Annotated in this window: 13 protein-coding genes and 1 pseudogene; 6 read left to right on the top strand and 8 right to left on the bottom strand. The window is 41.6% G+C overall.

What is annotated here, in order from left to right:
• Positions 1 to 343: 343 nt before the first annotated feature.
• The 6 genes from AXF23_RS07285 to AXF23_RS07310 all read right to left on the bottom strand — a co-directional run bounded on the left by AXF23_RS07285 (position 344) and on the right by AXF23_RS07310 (position 9,938).
• Positions 344 to 1,801, bottom strand: a complete 1,458-nt coding sequence (locus AXF23_RS07285; RefSeq protein ID WP_107624845.1) for a RagB/SusD family nutrient uptake outer membrane protein — start codon at positions 1,799 to 1,801, stop codon at positions 344 to 346.
• An 18-nt stretch (positions 1,802 to 1,819) separates the two neighbouring features.
• Complete coding sequence (locus tag AXF23_RS07290) at positions 1,820 to 5,071, bottom strand: SusC/RagA family TonB-linked outer membrane protein (RefSeq protein WP_009012275.1); 3,252 nt, start codon at positions 5,069 to 5,071, stop codon at positions 1,820 to 1,822.
• Positions 5,072 to 5,674: 603 nt separating this feature from the next.
• The gene (locus AXF23_RS07295; RefSeq protein ID WP_107624846.1) at positions 5,675 to 7,774 is read right to left on the bottom strand and encodes a protein-disulfide reductase DsbD family protein; all 2,100 of its coding nucleotides are present in this window, start codon (positions 7,772 to 7,774) and stop codon (positions 5,675 to 5,677) included.
• Between the two features lie 227 nt (positions 7,775 to 8,001).
• Positions 8,002 to 8,712, bottom strand: a complete 711-nt coding sequence (gene pyrH, locus AXF23_RS07300; protein ID WP_107624847.1) for a UMP kinase — start codon at positions 8,710 to 8,712, stop codon at positions 8,002 to 8,004.
• Between the two features lie 54 nt (positions 8,713 to 8,766).
• Entirely contained in the window at positions 8,767 to 9,558 is a 792-nt protein-coding gene (locus tag AXF23_RS07305; protein WP_107624848.1) for a biotin--[acetyl-CoA-carboxylase] ligase, read from the bottom strand.
• A 14-nt stretch (positions 9,559 to 9,572) separates the two neighbouring features.
• Positions 9,573 to 9,938 (bottom strand): YraN family protein, encoded by a 366-nt coding sequence (locus tag AXF23_RS07310; protein WP_004360454.1) that lies wholly within the window; start codon positions 9,936 to 9,938, stop codon positions 9,573 to 9,575.
• Between the two features lie 232 nt (positions 9,939 to 10,170).
• On the opposite strand from AXF23_RS07310, the gene AXF23_RS07315 reads away from it, so the two are divergent.
• The 4 genes and pseudogenes from AXF23_RS07315 (at position 10,171) to AXF23_RS07330 (ending at position 12,392) form a co-directional block, all read left to right on the top strand.
• Complete coding sequence (locus tag AXF23_RS07315; RefSeq protein ID WP_107624849.1) at positions 10,171 to 10,623, top strand: nucleoside deaminase; 453 nt, start codon at positions 10,171 to 10,173, stop codon at positions 10,621 to 10,623.
• Positions 10,624 to 11,067: 444 nt separating this feature from the next.
• Complete coding sequence (locus AXF23_RS07320) at positions 11,068 to 11,517, top strand: hypothetical protein (RefSeq protein WP_233251255.1); 450 nt, start codon at positions 11,068 to 11,070, stop codon at positions 11,515 to 11,517.
• A gap of 6 nt (positions 11,518 to 11,523) precedes the next feature.
• Positions 11,524 to 12,006 (top strand): annotated as a pseudogene (locus tag AXF23_RS07325) (RNA polymerase sigma factor).
• Entirely contained in the window at positions 12,003 to 12,392 is a 390-nt protein-coding gene (locus tag AXF23_RS07330) for a PTS cellobiose transporter subunit IIC (RefSeq protein ID WP_107624851.1), read from the top strand. The pseudogene AXF23_RS07325 and the gene AXF23_RS07330 overlap by 4 nt, the downstream one beginning before the upstream one ends.
• Positions 12,393 to 12,626: 234 nt before the next feature.
• On the opposite strand, the gene AXF23_RS07335 is transcribed toward AXF23_RS07330, so the two are convergent.
• Positions 12,627 to 13,541 carry a Cbp1 family collagen-binding glycoprotein adhesin gene (locus AXF23_RS07335; protein ID WP_089365544.1) on the bottom strand — a complete coding sequence of 305 codons (915 nt, stop codon included), beginning with the start codon at positions 13,539 to 13,541 and terminating at the stop codon, positions 12,627 to 12,629.
• The gene (gene rsmI, locus AXF23_RS07340) at positions 13,538 to 14,260 is read right to left on the bottom strand and encodes a 16S rRNA (cytidine(1402)-2'-O)-methyltransferase (RefSeq protein ID WP_089365543.1); all 723 of its coding nucleotides are present in this window, start codon (positions 14,258 to 14,260) and stop codon (positions 13,538 to 13,540) included. Before rsmI ends, AXF23_RS07335 begins: the two co-directional genes overlap by 4 nt.
• 527 nt (positions 14,261 to 14,787) lie before the next feature.
• Here rsmI and AXF23_RS07345 point away from each other — a divergent pair.
• Both AXF23_RS07345 and AXF23_RS07350 read left to right on the top strand, forming a co-directional pair.
• A complete protein-coding gene (locus tag AXF23_RS07345; protein WP_107625825.1) occupies positions 14,788 to 15,387 on the top strand; it encodes a thymidine kinase in 600 nt (199 codons plus the stop codon).
• 8 nt (positions 15,388 to 15,395) lie between these two features.
• Positions 15,396 to 16,520, top strand: coding sequence for an AI-2E family transporter (locus AXF23_RS07350; protein ID WP_107624852.1), 1,125 nt, complete (start codon positions 15,396 to 15,398; stop codon positions 16,518 to 16,520).
• Positions 16,521 to 16,571: the final 51 nt, after the last annotated feature.

Consider the following 16,571-nt stretch of genomic DNA (forward strand, 5'->3'; position numbering starts at 1 on the left):
CATTTGTTTTTTAGTGTTGTCCGATAAGTAATTCTCATGGTGAATCAGTCTTTTTTGCCCTACTGCATAAGACCATCATAAACTCACCATACCATATTCTACTCTGGTGTTAAGACTTATCATACACCATGTAAAGGGTAAACATCAATGGAATAGTATATTAGTCAGCCCTTTTAAAAGTATATCCTATTTAAGTCTTTACGAACTACAATATCTGTCTATACGTTTATATCTTTTCTTTTATACACTTAAGTCTGTGATTTAGCATAGCTAAACGCTTATTACAAATCGCCTTGCTCTTGTCGTTTAGCAGTGCTAAAACATACAGACTGCTTGATATGTATTATTCGTTATGAACTGCCTGATCACCATACTCATTCTCTCTATCTGGCCAAGGGAGATTAAAGATGGCATCTGAAGGCTGATATGTGTCAATATTTCTAAAGTCAGTAAAACTACGGTTGTAGTGCTTCAACGCATAGAAGGTCTGACCCATACCAGGGAACTCACGCATACGTTCACGCATCATCTCCTGCTCGAAGAGTGTACGTGTAGCTACCTTAGCTGCATCAACATCGCCTAATCCCCTACTCTTTCTAACCTGATTGAGCAGACTGATAGCCTCTGTCTTGTTTGAATCATAAAGACTTTCACTCAAGATGTAATACATCTCTGGCAAACTAATTAACACAAAGCCTTTCAATGCACCTCTTGTAGCCTCAGCATCATTCTGGATTAGACGAATAAAGCTGAAAGAAGAAGCTGAACCCGACGTATTTTCTCTAAAGAAAGAGGTGTATCGGAGGTCAGAGCTAAGAGCCGTGAATTGGTCGACCTCATAGAGACTACGCAAATCACGACGGCCTTCAACGAAGGACCCATAACCTGTTGAACGCAGGAATGTTGAACGAATAGTTGTTGAACGGTCGGCTGCATAAACTCCAAAAATCATCTCTTTACTTGCAGGGAAACGCATCACAGAATCAAGTGATGTACTTGTATTCAACTTAAAGTTCTGTGTTGCATTGATAACCTCACGGGCATATTTAGCAGCTGCTGTGTAGTTACCCATAGCGTAATACACACGAGCTTTCGTAGCTTTAACGGCAAACTTATTGAAAAGTATCACACGTCCCTTGCTGTAATCACGTACGAAATTGTTATCGTAGGTAACATCATTGTCGTCTGTCAATAATGAGTCTGCTTGGTTCAAGTCCTTAAGAATAAGGTTGAACGTTGCCTGCAAGGTGTAACGAGTGCGGTTCTTCAGATTGAACTCTGTTGCGTATGGTAATCCAAGCGTGTTTGCATCACTGCGCGTATAGTCTGTACAGTAGAGGCGAGCAAGGTCGAAGTGCATAAAGCCACGCAGACCCAAGGCTTCACCGTGAATCATCTTACGCTCCTGTGCACCTGCACTAATATCATTAATGTGCCTCAACACATTGTTGACATTAGAGATGTTGTTATACATATTGCTCCAGACAGCATCTACAACGTTGCGTGCTTGCTGGTTAGTATATTGATAGCGGTTCAAGTAGTAACTTACGTCTTGTGTATTGTCATAACCGAACTGCTGGCCTAACTCATCCACCATACCCCATGAGAGATTACTTCCATAGAGGTTAGATGAAGCTAACTTACCATAAATACCAAACATAGCATCCTCATAACCAGTAATATCAGTGAACATCTCGTCATCTGTAAGCTGCCCTTTAGGCTGTACATCCAAGAAGTCGTTACACGATGTAAGCAGCGCAACCACCATGGATATTCCTATATATTTCGTTATCTTCTTCATTGTTATCCTAATTTAGTTTTAGAGTGAGAAACGTACTGAGAACTCAAAACTCCTATCGTATGGATAATTCAAACCACGTTCTCTCTTCGCTGTTGACAGATAGAAGAGGTCGTTAGTGAGGAGTTCTAAGAACATACGCTTCAAGCCGTACTTCTGAATAAAGGTCGTTGGAACCTCATAAGAGAGCGAGAGACTGCTCATACGTAGGAAGTTATTCTTCTCTACAAAGCGTGATGTCTGATACGGAGTAGTTGTATCGTCAATACGCTTGTACTTTGCTATTGTTCCAGGAGTCTTCCATCTGTCATTTAATACACGCTCATCAGCATTGTATTTAGGATTAGCTCCCTCAACCTTTGTTGCTAAGGTTTCGTTGTAAAGAGAACCTCCGAAGGAGTACAAGAATGAGCAGCTCAAAGCAAAACGCTTATAGGTGAGATAAGAGTTGATAGATCCTGTACCTATAGGATTGGTATCTCCGAAGATTACCTTATCATTTGAGTCATAAACAAAGGTGTATGTTCCATCACGCTTAATGAAGATTTCCTGACCTGTTACAGGGTCGATACCTGCAGAAGGAACAACCTTCAAAGCAGTTAAAGACTGACCTTCTTCATAGATAGGAAGTGGTGCAACACCATTATCAGCCTTGTTCTTCTCATTTTGTTCACGCAGAGAATTACTGATCTTCTTAATCTTATTCTTGTTATAAGCGTATGTTAAACCGAGCGACCACTGCCAGTCTTTATTCTGAATTGGGAAGGTGCGCAGACGGAGCTCAAATCCTGAGTTCTGCACCTCACCAATGTTTTCACGTGAAGTAGTCACACCCACAGATGGTGCCTTGGTGATATCCAAGAGCAGGTTATCAGTATTCTTGATATAGTAATCGGCTGAAAGGTCGACACGACCACGGAAGGCAGTGAAGTCAACACCGATGTTGGTGCTCAATGTACGCTCCCACTTCAAATCTGGGTTACCGATAGTAATTGGCGTAGCACCAGTTCCCTTGCCATAGAAATATGAACTATTATAGCTATAAGTAGTCAGTGCTTGATATGGGTTAAAGTTGATGTTACCCAAATAACCTACACTGGCACGGAGCTTCAAGAGCGATACTTGCGAGCCCTTCATGAACTTTTCATTGTGAATATTCCATCCACCACCGACACTCCAGAATGGGGCAAAGCGCTGATTCTTACCGAAACGAGATGAACCCTCATAACGATAGATAAGGTCGAGGAAGTATTTATTATCCCAGATCGTATTGGCATTAACAAAGAATCCAACTCCTCTCGTCTGTGTATCAGAGCCACTTGGACGCGTTGCAGCATACGCTGTAGCAAAAGCTGGGTGTCCTAACTTATCAGAATAGAATCCTATTGAAGTATAGGAAGCCGCATCTGTTGACGTAGACTCCATACTACTACCTCCCATTGCAGTAAGGAAGAGCTTCTTAAAGAAGTAGTTGTTGTATGACAACATAAGTTTTCCCTGCAATGTAGTGGTGTTTACCCAACTATCAGTCAATGAACCACGCTGATCAGCCGTCTTGTTACGAATCTCATTATAGGCAAAAGGAGATGTAAAAGTACGTCTATCTTGCTTGCTACGGTCAATAGTGAAATCACCATCCAAACGAATCTTTTCACCGAACCACAACTGAATATTAGTTGTATTGAGGAAGTCGAAGTTGTTTGAATTACTATAACTACCTAACGAAGCATCATATAATGGGTTTGCTAAGTCATGATATAGCGAAGAACGCAACTGTCCATCAGAGTTATATGGGTTCTCATAAGGGTTCATCTTAACCCAGTCTGAGAAATCACCATAAGGTGACACGTTACTCGTTACAGACGAGAGTGTCGAACTGTTAGACACGAAGAACTTACCTGCAATATTGTAAGAGAGGCGGAAATTGGTTGAAAGACGAGTACGATCAGAGCCCTTCATAACACCAGAATCCTTTCCATAACGTACACCAAGATTATATTTCGCACGGTCGTCACCACCATCTACACTCAAGCTATGTGACTGAGAGATGGCATTACGCAATGGCTTAGACAACCAATCAGTCTCTACACCTCTTTGAATGTCATTATATATACGTGCATAATCCTTATCAAGTGTATATTGAGTTGCAGGACTTGTATCTGTAAACAAACCTGCAAGGCGCTCATACTCAAGTTTCTGACTTGCATTCAACAAGTGATAATCATGTAAGTCAGGCGTTGACAGACGTACTGTACCGCTATAGTTCACTTTCAGCTTACCACCTTTCAGTGTCTTTGTGGTAATAACGATGACACCTGCAGAAGCCTTCGCACCATAAAGAGCAGATGCTGAAGCATCCTTCAATACGGTTACGGTCTCAATATCGTTCATATCCATATCGGCAACATACTCTGCTGTTACCTGTGCACCATCTACCACATAGACCGGTGTATTGGCCTGTCCTTCGAAAGTGGCACGTCCACGAATATTGAGTTCTGCCACCTTATTAGGGTCAGAACCTTTGAGGTTATCATCTGCGATGACCATACCAGGGACGAAGCTCGCAATACTCTGCAATACATTCTTCGTACCTACATTCATCAACTGGTCACGACTTACAGCTACCTGAGAACCTGTAAACGAGTTCTTATTCTTAGTCTGATAACCGGTCACAACCACTTCTTGCATTTCCTTTGAGTCTTCACGCAACGTGATGTTGGCTATAGCACCATTCTTTACAGTCTTAGTAACAGTCTTATAACCAATATATGACACGGTCATGTGCACCTCTTTGAGGTCGGTCACAATGTCGTATTCACCATTAATATCGGTCACATAACCACCATTCACACCATCCACACGGATAACGGCACCAATGATAGGATCACCGTTATTATCGGTAACCTGACCACGAACACCACCTTTACGTTGCACCGTTTCCTTCTTTGCAAACGTCAAGGTGTTGCCCTCAACGGTATATGAGAGTGGGAACTGGTTTGCCAAGTTCAGTAACAAACTTGAAACTGACTGATCGCGTACATCAAGGGACACACCCTTAAACGCCTTCACATCATCATCTGCAAACTTTACATTCAATCCTGTCTGCTTAGCAACTTCATTAGCAAAATCCTCTACTGTCGCATCATGCATAGAGAGAGTTACTTTTGCACCATTCAGTTCTTGTGCTGACATAGGGAGACTTAATGGCCCAATGCATAAAAGGTTCAGTAGAAGAACACATATTACGCGCTGGAGGAATTTAATCTTCTGCATCGTTCTCTAAAATTATGAAATTCTGTTACTTGAAAATACAATCCTTTTTTAACTCGAAAACTCTTACGTTAATAATTGTTCAGAGAGAAGAAATGTCTTCTTTATAACTATTTATACTATTAATTAGTCACCTTCACAGGTAGACTATACCTATTTACATATTATTCTGCAAAAGTACGAAAAAAAAACAAAAATACAAGTGACTTTATTATTAAAAATAAAGAATTCTATTCATTATTATTGTTTTTTGATAGCCAAATGTACGTTTTAATGGTATTTTTTCACTTAACATTAACATCTACCAAACCAAATGACATATACTCACAGACTACCCTCTTACGATCTTCATCCTTACACCTTTTTATTCTTAAAAGCATTAAATAACATGGAAGAAACTAATGCTTTATCTGTACAAGGTACGTTTACCAAATAGTACGTATCCCCTCGTGCGTTAGTAAAGGCTTCAGGTATAAATAGAACAAAGGGTTGTATCAATCAAGACCTTCCAATGGTCTTTTTGATACAACCTCTTTCAGAACACATGACTATGCGGCTCTATACTATCTACGAGATAGTTAAGCGCAATATTGTCAGCCTATATCATTATTGCTGTTTGGCGTGATAATTTTCCAAGCCCTTATCGAGGAATTCAAGATAAGCAGGTACATCCTCCTTAAAACTAAAGCTACCATTCAACGGCTTACCCGCATTATCCAAAGGAACATAGAATGGCTGAGCCAGGTAACCGAACTTAGTCTGTTCCAGATAACTCCACTTGTCACCGATAGTACGCAGTGTACGTGACGTTCCATCAGGTAGTTTCACCTCAACAGGCTGCTTCAATGGAGTCTTGTCGTCTACATAAAGCGAAATAAGGACATAGTCTTTATTTAGCTTCTCAGCGACACGTGAGTCGGTCCAGACAGATGCCTCCATCTTACGACAGTTAACACATCCGAAACCAGTAAAGTCTATCAAGACGGGTTTACCAGCTGCAGCCGCTGCACGCATACCCTCATCATAATCCGTATAAGCAGCATGCACGGTCTGTGGAGCAAGGTTGAAGTCCTGTGTATTAATAGGTGGTGCGAACGCACTAACCGCTTTACAAGGTGCACCCCAGAGGCCTGGAAGCATGTAAACAGAGAAAGCTAACGAGCAAAGGCCCAACATGATAGCTGGTACTGGCATTGCCTTCTGTTCGAGATCATCATGAGGAAACTTGAGTTTACCAATGAGGTATAATCCCAAAAGGCCAAAGAGAACAATCCAAATGGAAAGGAATGTCTCACGATCAAGGATATGCCAACCGTAAGCGAGGTCGGCTACAGACAAGAACTTCAGTGAGAATGCCAACTCGATGAAACCCAACACGACCTTAATCATGTTCATCCATGAACCAGACTTTGGCGCTTTCTTAAGCAAAGTTGGGAAGAGAGCAAAGAAGGTAAATGGTAAGGCAAGAGCCAAAGCAAAACCAAACATACCCACTGCAGGAGCTACCCAGTCACCACTTGTTGCTGCCTGAACAAGGAGAAGACCTACGACAGGAGCTGTACAAGAGAAACTTACCAATGACAAGGTGAATGCCATAAGGAAGATAGAAAGCAAACCTGTTGTCGCAGAAGCCTTATTATCAACCGCATTACCCCATGAAGAAGGCAATCGAAGTTCAAACCATCCAAAGAAACTGAAAGCAAAGACTGCTAACAAAAGGAAGAAGAACACATTGAACGGTGCATTTGTTGCCAACTCATTCAACTTCTGTGGACCGAAAGCCCAAGTAACAAGCGTTGCCAAACCCATGTAAATAACAATGATTGACAAGCCGTATGTCACTGCATCACGTATACCCTTCTTACGGTCATCCTTCGCTCTTTTGAGGAAGAAGCTTACCGTCATTGGAATGATAGGCCATACACAAGGGGTAAGCAAAGCGATGAAACCACCTAAAATACCCATAAAGAAAATGCTCCAAAGAGAGCTATTAGTGCTGTCCTTGGTGCTATTGAAGGCTGATAACTCTTTGATAACAGGTTGCCACAAGTTAACATCTGCATTTACTTGTGCATTCTCTTGCTTTACAGATCCTGCAGTATCGCCTGGCAAAACATCAGACTTTTTTGCAGTATCTGCAGTCATTGCGGTAAGTGCAGATAAACCATCAGCTGCTACATCAGTAGCAGCTGTCGTTGTTTTTTCCGTTTCTGCGTTAGCAGCTGTTGGTGTTGCTGCGGGCGCTGAAGCTGGTCCATTGCCTTTAAAATTAAATTCTACCTGTGTTGGTGGCAAACACATCTCATCATTACAAGCACCATATTCCAAGTAACCTTTTATACTGTAGGTCTTGGCTGTTATCTTGTAACGCTGAACGAAACCAACGCTATTCTCGAAATAACGTAGTTTCATCTCGAAAGTCTTATCATAGACATTCAACTCTTTACCACGTGTTGTGAGCTTACCAACCGGTGTTACGCCCTCAGCTTTGTCCACATGTAAGGATGCAGATGTAGGACCATCAGCAGGAAGATTCGTTGAATATACATGCCATCCCTGGTCAATCTTCGCTGTGAAGATAACCTCTACCTCTGTTGGAGAGACCTGCTTCTGCTGTACAGAAAAGTGAACAGGGTTCTGCTGTGCCATAGCTGTGAGGCTAAACAACAGCGTAAAGAGGATAAATAGTGTATTTCTTCTTTTCATCGTTTTATACTATTAGAATTTGAACTGCAAAGATAAGAAAATTATTTTTATATCATTACATAATGTATATATTTAATATTTATATTCAATAACTTTTTATCAATCTATGTTCAAAAGGTTTTCAGGATTAAGATGAGTTCTCTCGTCGATTTTTATTTTACGTATATTGTTGCAGACAGATAGTCACCTACCTGCTGCAACGAATATTAGTTTAAGTACAATCAGGCTTAATTGTGCACCAATGTACCAATATCTTCACCATCCATAACCTTCTTCAGATTACCGACAACGTCCATATTGAAGACATAAATAGGTAGGTCATTCTCCTTACACATGGTCGTTGCCGTGAGATCCATTACCTTAAGACCCTTATTATAAATCTCATCATATGTGATTTCAGAGAACTTTGTTGCCGTTGGATCTTTCTCAGGATCGGCAGTATAGATACCATCTACACGTGTACCCTTAAGCATTACATCTGCCTCAATTTCAATACCTCTCAGACTTGAACCGGTATCCGTAGTAAAGTAAGGACAGCCCGTTCCTGCTGAGAAAACACATACATAACCAACCTCCATAGCCTCGATAGCTTTCCACTTGCTATAGAACTCACCGATTGGTTCCATACGGATAGCAGTCAAGACCTTTGCTTTCACATCGATTGCCTCAAGTGCTGAACTGAGTGCAAGGGAGTTGATAACAGTGGCACACATACCCATCTGGTCGCCTTTCACACGGTCGAAGCCTTTCTGGCTACCGCTTAAACCACGGAAGATATTACCTCCTCCGATTACGATACCAATCTGTACGCCCATTTCATGTACTTCCTTAATCTGCTTAGCATAGTCACTAAGACGCTCAGGGTCGATACCGAAGCCCTGCTTTCCCATCAAGCTCTCACCCGAAAGCTTTAAGAGTATTCTTTTAAATCTTGCCATTTTTATTGCTGTTGGAGGTGCTGAGGGAACTTCCTTACTTCCACCTACACCTTATTATATAATAAACTCTACTTCTTTGAATTGATATTCTCGTATCATACCCTTACTATCACGGAGGATAAGATGCCCATTGTCTTCTACCTCAACGATAGCTCCTTCAAACTCGCCATCGCTATCGCGGAATTTATAAAAGCCTCCACGGCGATACAAGGCTTCGTGATACATAGCACTGACATCATTGTATCCACCCATCTCTAACAGCCGATAGAGTTCTGAGAACTTCTTGACTATCTTCTTCAATAGTTCTTCTTTGTCTACCTCATGCCCTAAAATCTGACAGAGAGAGACAGGATTAGGAGCATCACTATGGAACGTTTCCTGATTTACATTCAGTCCCACACCGAAGACACAGTCTTTTATACGTCCCGCAGCGAGCTTTGTTTCAATCAGTGTTCCGCTCAGTTTCTTATCTTTCCAATAGATGTCATTGGGCCATTTCAGACGGATATCGTCTTTCACATAGTCTGCTAAAGCTTCTTTCAGAGCCAAAGCACCAGCTTCAGAGAGTAGGAACTGACTACGAACAGGCAGCATCGTCGGGTGTACAAGTACCGAGAACAACAGGTTCTTACCAGCTTCACTCTCCCAAGTGTTCGTCCCCTGCCCTTTTCCTGCAGTCTGATAATCAGCAACAACGACTGTCATTGGCTCATCTTCAGCAGGCTTGTAAGTGCGCAGATAAGCATTTGTACTATCGACAGCATCCAATCTTACGACTTTCACCTCTCTTTCTTTCTCTACTACTGTTGGCTTGAAAAAGCCTAATACGGCATCTATTATCTTCATTTACAATCTATTCTTTATATGAATGGAAGAAAGGCATCCTTCACGTGGCGCACTTCATTGGTTCCTGTTGGCTGCCCTACGACAGTGATTATATCAAAGCGGATATCCAAATTGATATTATATCGCTTGACGTATGCATTGGCAGCTATCGAGAGCGAACGCACTTTCTGCACGGTGACAGCCTCATCGGCATCAGCAAACTGCTCATTCTTTCGGGTCTTTACCTCAACGATAACCAGCGTACCATTATCTATAGCAACAATATCTAAGTCTCGATGATGATAATCCCAATCACGATGAAGAATGACATAACCCAACTGTTGGAGATAGCTTACCGCCACATCCTCTCCCCATTTACCTAATTCGTTATGGTATGCCATGCGTCTTTCTTTCCTCAACTTGCAGAAGTTTTAGAAGTTCAGACTATTAGAAGGAGATAAGATAATTCTTTATACGTATCAAATCGATTTACGGATGAAACAAAGGTATTGCCTACTTCTTCTAAAATCCTAAAACTTTATCACTCCCGTCAAGAATTGTGTACATTATTATTCACGCACAAAGTTAGAATAATCTTTCGTAAAATCAAAATAAAACCCGTATTTTTGCAGTATGAGTACAGAAGAACAAAGCAAGAAAGACCTATACTATATGCAGCGTGCATTGGCTGAAGCCGAAGCCGCTTATAAAGAAGGTGAAATCCCTGTTGGTGCTGTTGTGGTATGTCGTGACCGTATCATCGCTCGTGCCCATAACCTGACAGAGACACTCAATGACGTTACTGCACATGCAGAAATGCAAGCAATAACCATGGCTGCCAATGAGTTGGGCGGCAAATACCTGCAGGACTGCACGCTATATGTGACTGTTGAACCTTGCATTATGTGTGCTGGTGCCATCGGTTGGGCGCAACTCCGACGTATTGTCTATGGCTGTCCCGACGAAAAACGGGGCTACCACGAGTATGCACCCAAAGCCTTTCACCCAAAAGCTAACGTCACCTATGGTGTTATGGAAGAAGAATGTCGTGCCTTGATGCAGCAATTCTTCCAAGAAAGAAGGTAGGTTTTGAGGAGTTAAAGAGTGCGAAGAGAGTGAAAGGAGTTAAGACATTACTTTTGCTCCTAATACTAATAAAGATATAGAAAGAAAGGAGGAAGGATTTTACCCATGCTCTCTACGAATATTAGAGGTAAGAGATAAACTGCTGATAAATGCCCTTTTAACTTCTTATAGCTACATTCCAACGAATTATTTTCATGAAAAGAAATATTTTCTTTCATGAAGAAAAATAATTATTTACACGACAATAAATATTTATTTTCATGAAAATAATTCGCACAAAAGCTACAGTAAGCATAAATAAAACCGTTATCAGAAAAACAATTAATACCATAAAACAAATAAATTTACGCCTTTTAATGTCACCTTTTACAAACCAATAACGTTATACAAGTGAATCGGTTCAGAAAGAAAACCAAATGTATAACATATTAAAAACAAATGATTATGAATTATGTAATATTAGAATCAATCATTAAAAGTCTCGTTCCAATAGCAATTGTAGTAGTTCTTCCTATCATAATGGCTTGGCTCTCTTACCGTAACAAACAACACGAAACAGAAAAAAGAAGCGAGATTGTTACGGCTATTATTGAAAAGAATCCTGACATTGACGTGCAGGAGTTTCTCGACAAGCTGAACCCTTCAAAGAAATCATACAAAGAGCAACTGATGACAAAAATGCACCAGGAACTACTTTGGGGGACAATCTGTCTTATCGGAGGGGCGGCAACCATATTGGTTATTATAGTTTTGAGCATTTTGCAAAGTTTTGACAAAGGATATATCCATATAGGCTCTGTATTTGGTGTTGTCCCATTGGCAGTAGGCTGTGGGCTGTTAGCCGCCTACAACAGTGCCAAAAAGACTTTGGAAAACTTGAAAGACAACGATTAGGTTATTATGACAAGAGAACAATTCGTCGAACAGGTCGGTCGGGAACAGGCAGCATTACGCCGGTTCCTGACGGCCCTATGCTGCGGCAATAGTGCTGAAGCTGACGATATTGCTTAAGAGGCTCTCATCAAAGCTTACCTTCGCAGTAGTCAATATGACGAACGGGGACAGTTTTCGGCTTGGCTGATGAAAATAGCTTATCGTGTCTTCATCGACTCACGTCGCAAACAGAAACACCAACAGGAACTACCCCTTGAGAAGGCTATCACGCTCCAAGGAAACAGTAAGAGTGATGATGCCTTCCGCTATCAGGAACTACACACTGCGTTGGCAACGCTCTCGGAGACAATGCGCACAAGTATCCTGCTCTATTATATGCAGGGTTATCAGATAAAAGAGATTGCAGAGATAACCGAAAACAGTGAGGATGCAATTAAGAAACAACTCTCACGTGGACGGCAAGAACTTAAACACATATTGGAAAGATGAACGAAGATAAATTCTTGAAAGACTTACTCTCGGACTATCATCCACAACTGTCGGATGACAATGCCTTCATGCAAAGACTGCAACGACAGATGGAACTCATCGAAGAAGTCAAGGCGTATCAACGTGCGGAGAGCCGAAAGAACAAGCTGATGTCGCTTAAACTGCTTGTTGTCGGGGTTGTTTTGGGCTGTATTGTGACGCTTGCAAGTTTCACACTGCCTAACATCTTTGATAGATATATCAATGGAACTGAATCAGAATTCATCCTTACCTTGCTTCACAACGTTCAGTATATTGGATTGGCAATAGGCGCAGGCTTCGTCACACTCAGCCTATTGTTTACCACGAAATTAGTAAATCTAAAAGACGAAGTACCACTTCAATAGTAGTTTCTTTGGGCTTTGCTGAAGTTGACATAACAGATAACGCGATTACAAAAAAGGTAGACCTTTTTGGGCAAAAAGGTCTACCTTTTTTGAAGAAACCGTCAACCTTTTTTGAAGAAATAGTCACCCTCCTTCTGAATATATCCAATTATGAGAATGGAGTAAGTTTGGAGAAATAAAAAAGGAGATGTGCTGTTATAACACATCTCCTCTTTCTTATTTTGTATTTTATGATTATCTAACCTGAATAACCAAGTATTTACTTGTGCTCCAGAATGTCTGTGGGTCAGTGATACGGAGTACATACTGTCCGTTTGTATCAGTTGTTAGCGTGTAGCTGCTGCTTGGATGCGCTGTCAACAACTGTGCACTCTTACTATAAAGTTTGATCTCCTTGTTGATACGGATATCTATCTTTGTGAAATAATTCTTGTTGAACGAACCCTGTAACACCTTTCCTCCGTCGAGAATACGTTGTGCCTTCAACTCGCTCTTAGTACCGAATACATACCAACCAGTGTTCAACTGCTTGTCTTGTGTATTAATGGTTTCGGTCTTCTGGTTGCTTTCTGTTTGCAAACTCTCCTTCTCTTTCGTAAGGTTCTCTTTATCGGCTGTAAGGTTCTCCTTATCTGTCTTGAGATTAGCAACGTCTGTATTCAAGCCAGTGATAGTCTCATCAAGTTCCTTGATATGAATGTTCTTTGACTCTAACTCAGCCCGCAACTGCTTCAACTCACGCTCCTTAGAACTCAGTTGATTGGTCAAACGATTCAAAGTCTCCTTCATTGCGTCACCCTTAAAGCCTGTCTCGCGTAATTGCTGCTGTAGTTTCTTGATGAGTTCACGGTTTTCTTGCATACGCTGAGCGATAAACTGAATGTTTTCCTTCATCTGTTCTGCCTTATCAACACGCTCACCATCCTTCGCTATCGTCACTCTATTCTCAGCTTCATTGATAGCCGCAAAGCCCTGTTGGATGTCGTTCAACGTTCCCATCATATCGTTTATCTCGTGGTCACGAGCGTCAATGATGTTACGCAAAGAGTCACTCTTTATCTCAGATGGGTTTAATGCCGACTTCTTGTCTTGGTTGCAGGATGCCAGCGCAAGGGCTCCACATACTGCAAAAACTAATAGTTTATTCATACTTTCACGTTTTTATCCATTTGTTTCTTCCGTTCAGAAGACTTTACTTTGTCCTTTCCTGCCACAACAATAACGAACTCTCCTCGTGGTTCCGTCTCTTTGAAATGGGCGATAACATCTGCCAATGTTCCTCTAACACTCTCCTCGTGCACCTTTGAAATCTCACGACAGCAACTTACTTGTCGCTCTGCTCCAAACACCTCAGCGAACTGCTCCAACGTCTTCACTACTCTATAAGGTGACTCATAGAACACCATTGTGCGCGTCTCATCGGTTAAGCTCTCTAAATGAGACTTGCGTCCTTTCTTCTGAGGGAGGAATCCTTCAAAGCAGAAGCGGTCGCATGGTAAGCCACTTGACACTAATGCAGGTACAAAAGCGGTTGCTCCAGGAAGCGTCTGAACGGTTATCCCGTTAGCAGCAGCCTCACGAGCAAGGAAGAAACCAGGGTCGCTAATGCCCGGAGTCCCCGCATCCGAGATAAGAGCAATCGTCTCTCCAGCCTTCAGTCTATTGACAATATTGGCAGTACTTGCATGTTCATTAAACTTATGATGAGACATAAGACGGTTCTTAATCTCAAAGTGCTTCAATAGAATACCCGATGTTCGAGTATCCTCACACAATACTAAATCAGCTTCCTTCAGGACTCTGATGGCACGGAGTGTCATGTCCTCCATGTTTCCAACCGGTGTCGGTACAAGATATAATGTTCCCATTGTTGAATGCAAATGTAAAGCAATTGTGTAGAAGAACAAAATAAATTAGCTTTTTTTACATAACAAACATCTCCATTTGCAAGGGACAAAACTTAGTAACAATGATGTTATAATTTTAACCCAAAAGCGTTATTAAACATCATACTTATCATCTCATCCTTTCAAGCGTAAAGTCTTCTAAAACACAGTCTGTCAGTATGTTTTATAACAACAAGGCTAAAACAAACTCTTAATAAATCCTTTACTTTCCAAGAAAACTTAACAGACAAAAACCTTTCCAACAACATTTAATAACGCATTGAAAGCTAAATAAAGTTGATATTCAGTATGCCCACCACTCCTAATTAAGCCTCATCACGACCATAGAGAACGGTTGAAGAAAAGACTATTCTTATCAAATAACACTGGGAAAATCCGTCGAGTTGCCCAATTCTCACCCTCAAAAGAACAAAGAATAGGCCTACACAATAACTTTTAACGCTTATAGTATGACTATTCCTCGTAATTTATCTATCTTTGCAATAACTATGGCAAAGATAGATAATCATAATGGTGAAAGACGTCGACAAGGACGTATTGAGGTGATATGTGGCAGTATGTTCTCTGGTAAAACAGAAGAACTCATCCGTCGTATGAAGCGTGCTAAGTTCGCAAAGCAGAAGGTTGAGATCTTTAAACCTTCTATTGACACACGTTATTCGGACGAGGATGTAGTCAGTCATGACCAGAACTCCATCCATTCCACCCCTATTGATTCATCAGGAAACATTCTCCTTCTTGCCTCTGACATTGACGTCGTGGGTATTGACGAGGCCCAATTCTTAGACGAAGGACTAACAGATGTGTGCAACAAGTTAGCATACAACGGTGTGCGTGTTATCGTTGCAGGCCTCGACATGGACTATAAGGGTGTTCCTTTCGGCCCTATCCCAGCTCTTTGTGCTATTGCAGATGAGGTAACAAAGGTGCATGCAATCTGCGTGAAGTGTGGTGCCTTGGCATACGTTAGCCATCGTCTCATTGCCGACAATCGACGAGTGATGCTCGGAGAACAGCAGGAATACGAGCCTCTATGCCGTGAATGCTACAAGAAGGCGACACAGGAAGAAGCAAACAAAAACGTTTAAAAAGACTTATGAGACAAACAATTACTTTCGATAAGTTCATCCGTTGGGCACTCATAGCACTTGCTGTTCTAACAGTTGGATTTATCATCAATGCACTATCTGAGGTACTCCTACCCTTCTTCATAGCATGGTTATTAGCTTATCTCCTCTATCCGATTGTTAAGTTTGTACAGTATAAACTACACGTACCAGGCAGAGCTTTAAGTATTATAGTTACCTTACTATTTGTTATAGCTATCTTTGCTGCTATCTTCTATTTCATTGTTCCGCCAATGATAGACCAAGTAGATCGATTCATGCACATAGCCAATCGCTATCTAAACGAGACGACTCACACAAACAATGTATCGACAATGGTGCAGCAGTGGATAAAGGAGAACCAATATGAAATCGAACGATACCTGAAGAGTCCGGACTTTAGAAACACCATCAGGACCGCTATGCCGAAGCTTTTCTCGGTAATAGGACAGACGGCGAGTGTCGTTCTCTCCGTCATAGCCTCATGTATCACCCTGCTGTATATGTTCTTTATCCTGCTTGATTATGAGGTGTTGACTAACAATTGGATTAAGATATTCCCTAAGAATGCACGCCCTTTCTGGGCCGGACTGGCACAAGACGTAGAGCGAGAACTCAATAACTACATCCGTGGACAAGGACTGGTATCACTCTGTATGGGAGTACTCTTCTGTATTGGCTTCACCATTATAGACTTCCCAATGGCTATCGGACTGGGCATACTCATCGGTATTCTCAACCTTGTACCTTATCTTCACACCTTTGCCCTCGTCCCAACAGCGTTCTTGGCACTGCTCAAAGCGGCTGATACAGGGCAGAATTTCTGGATTATCTTTGGCTCGGCATTGGCCGTGTTTGCTATCATACAGGCCCTTATGGATATGGTGATAACACCGAAGATAATGGGTAAAGCCATGGGACTTAACCCTGCTATCCTACTCCTCTCACTCTCTGTATGGGGTGCCCTCTTGGGTTTTATCGGACTTATCATAGCCCTTCCACTCACCACGCTCATCATTGCCTACTGGCAACGATACGTAACAAAGGATATCGACAAAGACGGGATAGAGGTACTATCGACCCTCACTGAGGACGCAAAAGAGACGAAAGAGTAAACTTATCATCCATTAGTTATAAAGAAAACGGCTCTCCTTTTCATTCGAGAA

The organism is Prevotella sp. oral taxon 313, from assembly GCF_003043935.1.
Classification (GTDB): domain Bacteria; phylum Bacteroidota; class Bacteroidia; order Bacteroidales; family Bacteroidaceae; genus Prevotella; species Prevotella jejuni.